This is a genomic window from Pseudomonas sp. 300, assembly GCF_055803035.1.
Genome location: NZ_JAVLRV010000002.1, coordinates 3,537,131 through 3,550,522 on the forward strand (window position 1 = coordinate 3,537,131; position 13,392 = coordinate 3,550,522).

The following is a 13,392-nucleotide window of genomic DNA, read 5'->3' on the forward strand; positions in this document are numbered from 1 at the left end:
TCCTGATCGCTCTGGGGTTGGCCGCTGTCAGGGAAATGCGTACCTCGAAGTTTCAATCACGGGAAGCCAGCAAATATGCCGCTACCCTGAGTTACGAACTGAAGCCTGGCCCGAGCGATGCCATTCGCTATCCAGGGGCCGGCCCTTTTGATTTACGTCTGGGCTACAGCGCTCTGGGTGAATTCCTGCCGCGCCTGATCAAACGCGACTATGTCGTTGCGGCACAAACCCGCTTTTCCCAACCGTTGATGGACTACACCGACAAGGGCTTTTTCGTGCCCTATGCAGAAAAAATTCAGGCCGGACTGTCGATCACCGATTGCCGCGCGGCACCGCTTTATCAGTACAAATACCCACAGCAACTCTATTCAAGCTTTGACGCGATCCCGCCGGTGGTGGTCAGCAGTTTGCTGTTCATCGAAAACCGCTTCCTGCTCGACCCTCGTCAACCCCGGGCCAACCCCGCCGTGGATTGGCCACGATTCGGCATGGCGGCGTGGTCGCAGGTCGCCAAATTGCTGCACATGCCTGGCCAATCGGCGGGCGGCAGCACCCTCGCGACACAGCTCGAGAAGTACCGGCATTCGCCCGACGGCTTGACGGTGTCCGGCGGGGAAAAAATCCGCCAGATGATTTCCGCCAGCGTGCGCGCCTATCAGGCCGGGCCGGAAACCCTGGTGGCTCGCCAGAACGTGGTGCGTGATTACCTCAACAGCGTGCCGCTGTCCGCCGTGCCCGGCCACGGCGAAGTGCACGGGATGGCCGAAGGTTTGCGTGTCTGGTACGGCGCCGATTTCAACAAGGCCAACGAACGGTTGCTCAGTACTGACACGGATCCAAAGGCCATGGCGGAAAAAGGCCTGGCCCTGCGTGAGATGCTGTCGTTGATGATTGCCCAGCGCCGCCCTTCCCACTACCTGACCAAGGGCCGTGACGAACTGGCCGAACTCACCGACAGCCACATTCGCCTGCTGGCGCAAAACTTTGTGATCGACGCGCCGTTCGCCGCCGCCGCATTGGCCAGCAAAGTGGTCTATCGCGACTGGCAGACCCAGCCGACCATTCAACCGATCGAAACCAACAAAGGCATCAGCGTGGCGCGCAGTCGCCTGGGCGGGTTGCTCAATCGTCCGCTGTACGACCTCGACCGCCTCGATCTCTCGGCCACCAGCACCCTGCAAGGCGATTTGCAAACCCAGGTCACCGAGTACCTCAAGCATTTGGCCGACCCGGCGTTTGCCACGCAGATTGGTTTGATGGGCGAACGCCTGCTCACGCCCACCAGCACCACGCAAGTGCGCTACAGCTTCACCCTGTTCGAACTGACCCCGGATGGTTCGCGGGTACGCGTGCAGACCGACAGCACCGATCAGCCATTCGACATCAACGAAGGCAGCAAACTGGAATTGGGCTCCACCGCGAAAATGCGGGTGCTGACCACCTACCTGCAAATCATCGCCGAGCTGCACGAAAAGTACGCCGAAATGACCGTCCCGGAACTGAAGAAAGTCGACATCCCGGATCAGGATCGCCTGAGCCAATGGGCCGTCGAGTACCTGATCCAGAACAAGGACCGCAACCTGGCGGCCATGCTCGGCGCCGCGCTGGACCGCAAATATTCGGCCAGCCCCGGCGAAGCCTTTTTCACCGGCGGCGGGCTGCATACCTTCGTCAACTTCCGCAAGGAAGACAACGGTCGCATACCAACCTTGCGCGATGCCTTGCGCGAATCGATCAACCTGCCGTTCATTCGGCTGATGCGTGACCTGGTGCGCTACACCACCTACTCCGGCCCGAACAACAGCGCGGCCCTGCTTGGGGACGACCGCGATCCGCGGCGTCAGGAATACCTGGCCGAGTTCGCCGACCGCGAAGGCACTTCGTTCCTGCTGAAGTTCTGGAAGAGATACAAAAACAAGGACACCCAGGCACGCCTCGAAACCTTCCTCGACAGCATGCGCCCGACGCCGATTCGCATGGCTGCAGTGCATCGCTATCTGTTGCCGCAAGCCAGTCAGGAGAGCTTCAACACCTTCGTGCGCTCGCATCTCGCAGGCGCCAAGCTCACCGAAAAACTCACCGACGATCGTCTGCAACGGCTTTATGAAAACTACAGCCCCGGCCTCTACGACTTGCCGGACCAGGGCTTCATCGCCAAGGTCCACCCGCTGGATCTGTGGCTGATCGGTTATTTGTTGAATCATCCCGACGCCAAGTGGAGCGATATCGTCAAGGCCAGCCAGTTTGAACGTCAGGAAGTCTATAGCTGGCTATTCAAAAGCAAACACAAGGGTGCCCGCGATGGCCGCATCCGCACCATGCTGGAGATCGAAGCGTTCCTCGACATTCATGCGCGCTGGCAGAAAGTCGGCTATCCGTTCGATCACCTGGTACCTTCGCTGGCCACCGCCATCGGCAGTTCCGGCGACCGCCCGGCAGCCTTGGCGGAACTGATCGGCACCATCCTCAATGACGGCGTGCGCATGCCGACATTGCGCATCGACAGCCTGCACTTCGCGGCGAATACGCCGTACGAAACCAAGCTGATCAACGACCCGGATGTCGGCAAACGGGTGATGCCGTCCGAAGTCGCCGCGGCCATGCGCGAAGCCTTGTCGCACGTGGTGGACGCCGGTACGGCCAAACGTGTTTCCGGCACTTTCATCACCCCCGATGGCAAGCCGCTGGCCATGGGCGGCAAGACCGGGACCGGCGACAACCGCATCGAAGCCATTGGTGCCGGCGGACGGATTCTGAGTTCGAAGTCGATCAACCGCACGGCCACTTTTGTGTTCTATATCGGCGACAGCCACTTCGGTACGTTGACCGCATTCGTCCCAGGGAGCACCGCCGAAGCCTTCAAGTTCACCTCAGCCTTACCGGTGCAAGTACTCAAGGGCATGGCACCGATTCTCACGCCGTACCTGCAACCGGGCACGCATACCCAATGCCTGCCGGTGGAGGTAGCGCGACGCTGATAAACGATGGCGGTAATTAATTATTTTCGGCATTGATAATTCCAATGCCTTTACACAGAGGAACGCGGATCAAGCAGCGGTAATTCAAACTTTTACTTTGAGCCTCGGGCGTTAGGCTGGTCACTCCACTTAATGCTCAAGGTTTATTAAAAGCATGACTGACTTACACGGACGTATATCAGCGCTACCGACATCCGGGAACGACGACAACAAAGGCCGCCACTACGCGTTCATCCAGAACCGCATCCACCCCACCTTCAAAGGCGCGTCACTGCCACGGCTTCATGAACTGAGCCTCACACAAACGGCTTCAGGGCAATGGATACAGAGCGCCTGGGATTTCGATCACGCGCCATTACAAGAAGCCAATCTTGAACTCTGGTCAGCGCAAAACACCGTCGACCAGGTCATGGAAAAGGTGCAGGGCGTTTACGAGTTCGCCGAACCGTTACTGACCGACGCGTTAATGAAACAGTTCGGTGTCGACGTCGATGTAAAGACAACCTGCCTGTACCTTTATCTACCGAAAAAGCTGCCCTGGTATGCCAGCGACATCGGCGGTGCTGTTACCCGCACTGTTTCCCTGCTGGACGCGGCCCTGCATAACTTCGCGAGCACAGAAACCTGCGAACCGGACTCGGACTTCATCAGCCAGCCCGATGCGCGCGGGCACTTCGACATCCTGCCGATCAAACGCAAAATGTCCATTGCCCGGTTCCAGAACCTCTGCCGCGAACTGGACATTGGCGCGCGCTACACGAAATACCTCGAAGAGCAGTTGCTGCCCAATGACAGCCTCGCCCAGGGTTACCTGAAGCTGAAAATCGTCGAGAGCGAGAAAGCCGCGTTCAAGGCTGCGGTTCAACTGGCCGTGCTGACAGGCGACATCGACGCCGATGCCAGCGACCTGGTCCTGAAGATGCTCGATGGCCAGCGCAACCTCACCCGCAAAGGCCGGGTGATGCAATTCGCCGAGTTGTCGATTCTCGACAGCCTGCTGAACGGAATCGTGTTGATCACACCGATTCCGGAACAACACATCCGCGAAGCTACTCCGGTGATGGTCTACGTCCCGCAGGACCCTGAGCACCCGCTCAAAGAGTACCCCTCGACCGTCGCGTTCATGAAAGAACTGACGCGCCAGCTGCGCGACAACAACGTCGTGTCGTCCACCGGCATGACCTACCAGCAATACTTCAGCCGGTTCGTCGATCAATCAGACCGAGGGCATTTTTTCAGCGGGCTGCAACAACGCCTGTTCAAAGTAAAGTGGCATCAAAAAGAGCCATTGGACCAGGGGCCGAGCTGGCGGGAAGTTGCCGTCACCAATCCCAATCTGCAGTTCAAAGCCGCACCGATTGCAGGCGAACTCTGGGAGTACCTCTTCCAGCAAAAACTCAACAAGGTCCTCAATGACGCCCGACACATTGCTGTGTCCACCGCCGATGCCGACTCCAATGCCCGATGGGCCTGGTGGGAGAACTTCAAGAAAATAGTCTCGGACATCTTCAACATCGCCCTGATGGTCGTCACGCCGTTCGTGCCGGGGCTGGGTGAAATGATGATGATCTACTCCGTGTATCAGATGACCAGCGATGTCCTCGAAGGCGTTGTCGACATGACCCTGGGGATGTGGACCGAAGCCGGCGAGCATATTGCCGGTGTGGTCTCGGACTTTCTTTCGCTGGTGGCGTTTGCCGCCGGCGCGAAGATCGGAAGCCTTGCACGCCTGAAACTGTCACCGCTGATCGAGGGCATGAAACCGGTCACCCTGCCCAACGGCGAACCACGGCTGTGGCATCCCGACCTCAAACCGTATGCGCGGCCCGATGTGAAGTTACCGGCAGACGCCAGCCCTGACGCGCTGGGGCTGCATGCCCACGAAGGCCAGGACATTCTGTCACTGGATGACCAGCACTACGCCGTGCAAAAAGACCCGCAAACCGGCGACTATCGCGTCAAACACCCGCACCGCGAGAATGCCTATCTACCCGAGTTGAAACACAATGGCCTCGGCGCCTGGACCCACGAAGCCGAGGCCCCGCGAGCATGGGATCGCCCGACATTGATGCGTCGCCTCGGCCACTCGGTGGATGGCTTCAGCGACGCGCAACTGGACAACGTGCGTATCGCCAGCGGCACCGACGACGCTGCGCTGCGCCGGATGTACGTCGACAATACCGCCCCGCCACCGCTACTGGACGACAGCCTCACACGCCTGAGAATCCAGCAGCAGACCCGGCACGCCATTGAACGGATTCGCACGGGCCAGCCTCTGGATCCGCACTCCTATTGGTTCGAGTCGCTGGCCACTTACCTGGAAGGCTGGCCATCGGATAAAGCCCTGAGGGTTTACGAAAACGCCGACATGACGAGCCGGTTCCGCCAGTACGGCAATGCCGAGGCGAGCGAGGCGCAGACGCTGTCCACCAGCCAGTCGCAGCTCATGAGCGAGAAGTTTGCGCCGAGGCTGGTCGAGTTCCTCAGCGAAGAAGAGTTGCAAGCGGTGCTCGGTCGCCCCACCGCCAAAGACGAACAGGTGCAAGCGCTGCGCAATCGACTGGCGGACGAAGCCAGTCGACAGAATGCCAGCATCGTCCATCAGCTTTACCAAGGTACCCAACCGTCCGACGATCCGCAGATCCGCCTCGTTCGCCAGACATTTCCCGAGCTGCCGACCCGCGCGGCACAGACGTTGCTGAACAGTGCCGACGCTGCCGACCTCACGCGCATGACCCAGGAGCAACGTCTGCCATTGAGCCTGAAAAGCCGAGCCCGTGAAGCGGCCTTCGAAGCCCGGACCAACCATGCCTATGAGGGCTTTCATGATGGCGCGCAGTGGGTAGCGGAAACCGAATGCCTGGTGCTGAACGCATTGAGGATTCATACCGACACGTTCGCGCAATTGCGCATCGAGGTTCGCGAAGGCAACGATGCCGGACCACTGCGCGGCAGCGTGGGGACACACGATGCGGCGACGGTCCGGGTGCTGGTCAAGGATGATGTGAACCAGTTCGAAGTCTGGGACGCCGATAACCACAAGCTGCATGAAGCCGCTGGTTTTTACGAAGCGGTCCTCACAGCTTTGCCGAAAGACAAACTGGCGCAGTTGGGTTATCGGCCGGGCCAGGGTGCCTTTTTCAAGCAATGGGTGATGGCCAAGACCGAGACTCCGGCGCAGCGCCGTACTGCGCTCGCCGCGCCGCCAATCCGCCCGAAGGCCATCCACGAAGACATGGTGCTGTTACGCGGTCCCGGTTTCTCCACGACCGCTGCCACGCTCACCGAACGGGTACAGGATATCTACCCCCACTTCAACGAACGCGAGGTCAACACCTTCGTCCGCTCCCTGGGCTCGCAGGAGCAAGGGCACCAGACACTGACCCGACTGGACCGCGAACTGGATGACTTGCGCGTGCTGCTCAATCGCTGGCGATACCGGCAGCCGGATAGCTGGGGGCCGGACCAACGCGGGTTCGTCAGCGGTGGCGGGTTGCACATCCTTGAACGGCTTATCGATTGTTTCAAACGAAAACCCACTGTATTCGGTGAACGCAGTCTCACGGCCGACGGCGGTTATGCGCTGGACCTGTCCGTCGAGTTCGATGTGCCCGATCTCGAACGCTGGTGGAAGGAACTGCCGGACATCAAGCACTACCTCGATCAGATCAGCACCTTGAATCTGGACCGCACGACCTTCTCCGAAACCTCCTCCGGCCTGTTGAACGACTTCCCTCATCTGCGGCAACTGAGCGCCCGCAGTTGCGGGTTGACGCGACTGCCCGAAACCATTGGCAAGATGCACCACCTGCAAACCTTGCGGCTGATGAACAACGACATCACCTTGACCCCGTCCGCCGTCGAGCAACTGCGCAACCTGACCCGCCTTGAAACCCTCAGGCTCGATGACAACAGGCAATTGGGCAGGCTCCCGGACGTCGGGCGCATGCCAAAACTGAGAATCCTGAGCTTGAGCAACACTGGGGCCACCACCTGGCCCGATGGCCTGTTCGGGCCGCTCAACAAGCGTCGACCGCGTGGCTTTTTTCTGGATTTGCAGGAGAACCCGATCAGCGTCATTCCGACGGTCGTACCCGGCTCCGAGGATGCTTTCCTCGTGGCACGGACTCGCTTGTACGAAAAACAACTCTCGGACAAAAACCTGGTGATTTTCAAAGCGTATCGACGGTCAGTCGGCATCGCGCCCAAACAGGTCTACGCCGACGCTGCACGAGACGCTATGAACCTGTGGCCGATGGAAGACGACTCGGTCTGGTGGAGTGCCGAGGTCTCGGGGCTGGGGACTTTCCGGGAGGAAGCCTGGCACGATCTGATGACCGAGCCTGGCTCCGAAGACTTTTTTGCCTTGATCCAGAAGCAGACCCGCTCGGCCGATTATCGGGCCGGCGGCGAATTGCGCCAACAGCTCAGCAACCGGGTATGGCGCATGATCGAAGCCATCGACCTGGACACCGGGTTGCGCAAGGACCTGTTCGAAATGGCCAGGGCGCCCACCACCTGTGCCGATGCCGGGGCCCAGGTGTTCAACCACATGGGCATCAAGGTGCTCGCCTCCGAAGCCCATGCCTTGTCGACGTCCAACGCCGTCCTTGAAAGCAAACTGGTGAACCTGGCCAAAGGTGCCGCTCGCCTCGCGCGGGTGGATGACATTGCCCGGGCCGATTTCGGCAGCCGACCGGGCAATCCCGATGAAGTGGAGGTGTACCTCGCCTACGAAACCGGCCTGGCCCAGCGCCTCGATTTACCCTGGCAATCGGAGTCGATGCTGTATCGCCGCGTGGCCGGCGTGAGCGCCGAAACCCTCGACACCGCCTTCGATACGGTGATGTCGATGGAAGCCGGCGATGGCCTGGTCAACGACATGCTGGAGCAGCCGTTCTGGCAGAAGTACCTGCGTGACACCTACCCGAACGAGTTCCGGCGCAATACCCGGCTGTACGAAACCAGGAGCGACTTGCTGGATGAGTTGCGCGAAGTACAACATGCCTGGGCCAACTCCAAAGACCAGCAAATTGCGCAACGACGCGCACTCAAACAACGCCTGCTAGACCTCGCTCGCCGACTGGATATTGATGAGAGCGTGGTACTGACGGATCAAGACATGACCGATGAGGTCTACGGCGGATTGCTTCACGACATGGGCTACGAAGAAAAAGAGCTGAGCAGAAAGCTGACCCGTGCAGCGCTGCAAAAAGACGCACAGCCGTAATCGGCAAACCCCTGATGCATCGGGTGATGCATCAGGGTTCAACCCTTAACCCACTTCCGAATCCCAGATGACCGTGACCAGGCCGGAGTAGGATCGGGCGACACCGGGCTTGAGCATTTCGCCGACCTCGTCCCGGGCAATCTCGAAGTGCAACGTTCCCGGTTTGCGATCGACATAAAAGCGTGGCTGGAACAGCTCGGTGCCAATGCCGTCGCGCCGCAACGGTCGGCGGTTGACCGGTTGCGCGGCAGCATCCACCAGACCATTGGGCAGCGTCACGCTGACGTCGAGCGGTACGACATGACCGGAAACCGGGTCGCGCACCGAACAGCGGTTGCCATCCAGGGTGTACTGGCAGTCGAGGTTCATCTTGAAGCGACTCGACGAAGACATATTGAACGTCTGATCGCGGAACAGGCGTGTCGGCTTGCGCCCCTGCGTCAGCCACGATTGCCAGCCGCCCTGCGGGACCAGCTCGACGCGATTGCCGCCCGGTGGTATCTCGACCTTGAGGGTGTGTTGCACTTCCAGCGTGAAATTCAGCACGAGTGTCGAATCGGTTGGCTGCATGACGTCACCCATATCGAAATCGCCGTTCGGTCCGACGCTGTAGGTCAGGCGTCCCGAATAACGGCCCGAAGACATGCCCAACGGGTTCGGTGTGATCAGTTCATAGGCGAAATCCAGATAGCTGTAACGCAACCAGGGCACGTTGAACCTGGCCTGCTTATCGCAGCTGGCCTCGGCGGGTGTTTTCCAGAAAAAGGCATAGTTATTCGACCCCACAAGTCCTACGCCACTATAAAGACAGGGAGCGGGCGCATACACCCAACTGGCGCCCCAGAGTTGGGCGTGGGCAAATACATAGCTGCTCCCTCCACCGACCAGACTGAGAACGTCCTCCGTCACATACTGGGAGCCCAGACCTGCAATTCGAACCTTGACCGTCTCGGGTTCGCCCGTCGTTTCATGCACCACGGACAACTCGCGCCACTGTGCAGGGACTTTGAACGTGGCCCCCTGGCGGGACGACGGGTGATTCGCCTGGATCGGCGCATTGGAGTTGAACTGAATCGGCACACGGAGGCTGAACATGTCGTTGTCACGGCACTCGCTGGGATAACCTGCGCAATAACCGCTGGAAGGTGTGTCATTCCTGAATTTATTCTGCTGAGGGTTTGCCGAGTCCGGTCGGAACGACGCCAGAATCGAGACTTCTTCCGACCAGGCTGAAGAACAGGTGAGCAACGATAAAACCCCGATCCCGACACAGCAACGTACCTGCCGCCCCATGCCTTGTGAATGATTCATGTTTTTTCCTCTGAAACGAGTCAGGTCAACAGCCAATCCTGCAGGCATCACGCCCCCGGCAGCACTGCGTTGAAAATCAAATTGACGCTGCCGAAATAGCTGCCCGGTTTATAAACCCCATCGTCAGGCGGCATTGGCACGATCTCCAGCAACACACGTTTACCCGGCGCGGCATCGCTCATCGACACCACCTCGCTACTGGTCAGTTCATTCAGCACATGGCCGTTGAACAGCACGCGCAAGCCAATGTCATGGGCATCCGTGCCGTTGGACAGATAAGGCCTGCCCTCAAGGCGGGCCTCGATGGAGCCGGCTTCATTCTTCACATCGAAATACTTGCGCAAGCTGCCGAGGGTCGAGGTCACCAGATTCCACGGCAATTGCTGCTCGCGGTGAATCCAGCCGGAGTCGGCGGGAATGACGTAGAACGCCTGGCTCGGGATCGTCACGAACACCTCGAAGTGATGCACCTCGCGGGCGGCAAACGCTGAATGGCAGGCCACTGCCGATACCATCAGAACCATCAGTTTTCTGAACATGGTCATCAGCCCTTCACATCGAGCTTCTTGCTGCTCTCGCCTTCAACCAGGGTGAAGCGATACTCGCGGCCGGCCTGCTTCTCGAACTCGAAGGTGCGGCCCGCCAGAATGTGATGCTTGGTGGTGGGCTGGCAGTCCTGGTCGTTCTTGACCGCGCAGTCCTTGAACTCGTCGATCACCACCACGGTGTTGCCGTTGTTGCGGATGCGGTAATCCGTCGCGCCGTTCTCGATCACGCTGGCGTAACGCGTGTCCTTGGGACGAACGAAAAACACCGCGCCATACCCGGCCAGCACCGTGACCCCGGCGGACAGGGTTTTCCTGTATTCCTCGCGCTCTTCAACGGACACCGCGAACTCGTCTTCCTTCTCGGGCACCACCGGCACGAAACGCACGCGGAAATAGCGCTCGCGGTCACGCTCGCCCATGTACAGCAGCCGCGTGCCCTGCATGCCATTGGCGGGCACGATCAGCCGCGCCGGGCTGGCCATCAAGCCGTCCCGGGTGCTGCCGTCGGCACTGGATTTGAGCGGCACTTCCTGCGACTTGCCGTCGGCGTCGTAAAGGATTTCAAGGATGTTGACCTTGACGAAAGCGGTGCTGTCGCCGCCATTGAACACGCGTTTCAAGTACGTGCTTTTATCACCGTCCATATAGTCGTAGACCGTGCCGATATTGATGCTCGGCCCGGCGTGAGCCGTCTGGGTGAACAAACAAAAACCAATCAATGCCAACCGACGTTTCATCGTCATTTACCTCATAGAAAAAGTGCGTTTTGCCGGGCATCAGCCTGCCGTCGGCGTCTCAAGCGTCAGGTCTGCCAACGTATCCGGCGTGCAACGCAGATCGCCGATCATCAGCACGTTGTTTTCCGTGCGGCCATTGCTCGGGTCGAGGCGGAACTGGCACAGCAACTGGTTGCCGTGGCGCACTTCCAGAGTCGGGGAACCGGCGTTCATTTCCATGGAGAAGAAACCGTCCACTTCACTCACCCCACGACTGGCGTGGTTGATGATGTGGTGGCCCTTGAGCGGGCTGCCCTGGTAGTCCACCAGACGACCGAGCACGGTGAGGGTTTTCATCACGCGAATCTGCCGATATTCGACGCCGCCCTTGTTCAGGTGATAGCTGGAGCGGGCCGGCTGGATGGTCGCGGCCGGAACGTGATTGCCCTCGAAATCGAAACTGACCGAGCTGCTTTTGTAAGCCGTGATCGGCACGAAATTGCGCCCTGGCTTGAGGATTGCGCTGCCGCCGCTCAAATCGTCGGCACGCAGGGCGATGTCATCGATGTCCGACTCGACATCGATGATCATGCCCGCTCCGTTGCGGTGGGACTGGCTGGTCATGACCATTTTCTGCCCGCCGACGGCAACGGTGCTGTCGAGGTTCAGGCCACCGGTGAAGTCGTTGTTGTAAGAGGAACGCTGGATGAAACCGTCAGCGTTGACCTGCTCCGATTGCATCGTCGCCATCGCGTTCATGCCGATGCCATAGGTGTCGGTGATGGCCGTGGCGGAAACGCTTTGCAGCAGGTGATCCTGCAAATCTTTGCGGTAGGTGACCGAGGCATTGTTATCGCGCCCGCCGTCGCGATCGGTGCGGGTGCCGATGCTGCCGGAGATCTGTTCGCCCGGACCGCCCAGGGCAATGTTGACGCTCAGGTCGACACCACGATTGCGGTCATTGCCGGAGCTGAAGCTGCCGGGTCTGTCGAATAGCGACAAGCGCCAGTTGGCGTCGCTGCCGAACAATCGGCTGCGCTGGCTCCAACCCAGATCCACGCCGACGCCTTCGGTATTGCCTTCGCTATGAGACACCCGGGCATTGACCGAACTTTTGCTGGTAAGCCGATGGTTAACCGACAACGACGAGTTGCTGGTCTGGCCGATAAATACGTTGCGCTGCCGCACTCGCGTGCCGTCCGGCAGCGTGTCGTAGAGCCGGGTGGTGTCGAGCCAGCTGCGGTTGTGACTGGCGACGATGCTGCCGCTGCCGTAGGAATAAAGCCCCTGCACGTCGAGGCCGGTGCCGTAGTCCTCGGTCTTGTAGACGTTGGCATACACGCTGGCATTGTTGACGATGGCCCAATCGACCGAGGTGCCGTATTGCAGGGCGTCTTTCACCTGTCGGCCCGACAGGCCGAGGATCACCCGAGGGTGCAGCAGAAAATTGAAGGCGGCACCGGCCGTCATGTCGCCGTCGTTCTGATCGTCCCAGTTGCTGAGCAATTTCGATTCACGCCCGGCGAACAGGTTGTATCGCCAGCGCTCGTCATGATTGCGCCAGTTGTTGGGTTTATAGACCAGTTCCTGCGTGCTGGAGGTGATCTGACCGTCTTCGATCAGGCGCACTTCCACTTCATAGATGCCACCGGGCAACGGCCGCGTGTCGAGGGTCTGCAAACCTGCCGGCATCGCCTGCGTGTTGATCAGCAAACCGTCGCGATAGATTTCCACCGAACCCTGGCGATTGGCCGTGACGTAGATCGGGTAGACCGCCGGTTTCGGGTTATTGATGGCCAGGCTGTCGGAGCTGCCGTACATGACACCCACTGCGGTGTCGGGGCTGGCGCCGAAGGAGCGTGGCTGACGGGTCAGGCCTTCCGAGTTGGGCGTGAATAAGCCAAGGCGCAGAAAATTGCCTTCCAGTTCGCGCTGGGTATAGAGCTCGTGCACGGCGTGATAGATCTGGTTATCCACACCGCCCAGTCGCGACAGTTGCAGGTTCACCGCTTGAGTCCAGTTACCGAGGCTGCTGCTGGCTTCAAGACCATATCGCCCGCCCAGGTCCTGGTTTTGCCCGCCATTGAGGTTCAACTGGTTGCGCACGATCAACCCGGTGCTGCCGCCTTCGGGCTGGTTGTAATAACGCTGCACCTGATCGTCGCGTTCGGCGTTTTCCGTGAGGATCGACACCAGCGAGTTTTCCAGGCTGTAGTGCACGGCCAATAGCTGCTCGGGGCATTTCACCTGGCAGTTGCCCAGCGCCACGCCTTGCTTCAAATAGTTCGACCAGGTGTCGCGTTCACTGGGCTTGATCGTGCTGTCGCTGACATCGGTGAAGTCAACGAGGGTGATGCGGTCGTCGCGGGTTAACACGACCATCGCCTCACCGAGAAATTGTTGGTCAAGTTCCACGCGCACCGCCAGCGGTACATCAAAGAAGTGCTCTTCAAACTCGCTCGGCAGCCCCTTGGCCTGCGCCAGCAAACTTCTCGGTGTAGTGCCGTTTTCCGTGGGTGCGGCCAAGGCCGTTGCACAAAAAAAAAGGGCAAGCGCCGTCGCGATGGGAGTCATCGGGAACATGAACGAAATACTCTATGGATAAAAAT

General features: G+C 59.6%; 6 protein-coding genes. 2 read left to right on the top strand and 4 right to left on the bottom strand.

Features of this window, described 5'->3' with window-relative positions:
- Positions 1 to 2,978, top strand: a 2,978-nt coding sequence (locus tag Q7W83_RS22725; protein ID WP_473657089.1) for a transglycosylase domain-containing protein, incomplete at its 5' end; no start/stop codon positions are given.
- A 154-nt stretch (positions 2,979 to 3,132) separates the two neighbouring features.
- On the top strand, positions 3,133 to 8,208 hold the full coding sequence (locus tag Q7W83_RS22730) for an NEL-type E3 ubiquitin ligase domain-containing protein (RefSeq protein WP_473657091.1): 5,076 nt from the start codon (positions 3,133 to 3,135) through the stop codon (positions 8,206 to 8,208).
- 45 nt (positions 8,209 to 8,253) lie between these two features.
- Here the strand turns inward: Q7W83_RS22730 and Q7W83_RS22735 are convergent, their stop codons facing one another.
- The 4 genes from Q7W83_RS22735 to Q7W83_RS22750 are packed head-to-tail and all read right to left on the bottom strand — an operon-like array spanning position 8,254 to position 13,366.
- Complete coding sequence (locus Q7W83_RS22735; RefSeq protein ID WP_473657094.1) at positions 8,254 to 9,519, bottom strand: hypothetical protein; 1,266 nt, start codon at positions 9,517 to 9,519, stop codon at positions 8,254 to 8,256.
- A 47-nt stretch (positions 9,520 to 9,566) separates the two neighbouring features.
- Positions 9,567 to 10,058: a CS1 type fimbrial major subunit gene (locus tag Q7W83_RS22740; protein WP_473657096.1), complete on the bottom strand. Its 492-nt coding sequence runs from the start codon at positions 10,056 to 10,058 to the stop codon at positions 9,567 to 9,569.
- Between the two features lie 5 nt (positions 10,059 to 10,063).
- The gene (locus tag Q7W83_RS22745; protein ID WP_473657098.1) at positions 10,064 to 10,804 is read right to left on the bottom strand and encodes a molecular chaperone; all 741 of its coding nucleotides are present in this window, start codon (positions 10,802 to 10,804) and stop codon (positions 10,064 to 10,066) included.
- 39 nt (positions 10,805 to 10,843) lie between these two features.
- The gene (locus Q7W83_RS22750) at positions 10,844 to 13,366 is read right to left on the bottom strand and encodes a CS1-pili formation C-terminal domain-containing protein (RefSeq protein WP_473657100.1); all 2,523 of its coding nucleotides are present in this window, start codon (positions 13,364 to 13,366) and stop codon (positions 10,844 to 10,846) included.
- Positions 13,367 to 13,392: the final 26 nt, after the last annotated feature.

Excerpts from the sequence above, each read along its gene's own strand:
- Q7W83_RS22740 (WP_473657096.1), bottom strand. The coding sequence starts at position 10,058 with ATGTTCAGAAAACTGATGGTTCTGATGGTATCGGCAGTGGCCTGCCAT.
- Q7W83_RS22750 (WP_473657100.1), bottom strand. The coding sequence starts at position 13,366 with ATGTTCCCGATGACTCCCATCGCGACGGCGCTTGCCCTTTTTTTTTGT.
- Q7W83_RS22735 (WP_473657094.1), bottom strand. The coding sequence starts at position 9,519 with ATGAATCATTCACAAGGCATGGGGCGGCAGGTACGTTGCTGTGTCGGG.
- Q7W83_RS22730 (WP_473657091.1), top strand. The coding sequence starts at position 3,133 with ATGACTGACTTACACGGACGTATATCAGCGCTACCGACATCCGGGAAC.
- Q7W83_RS22745 (WP_473657098.1), bottom strand. The coding sequence starts at position 10,804 with ATGAAACGTCGGTTGGCATTGATTGGTTTTTGTTTGTTCACCCAGACG.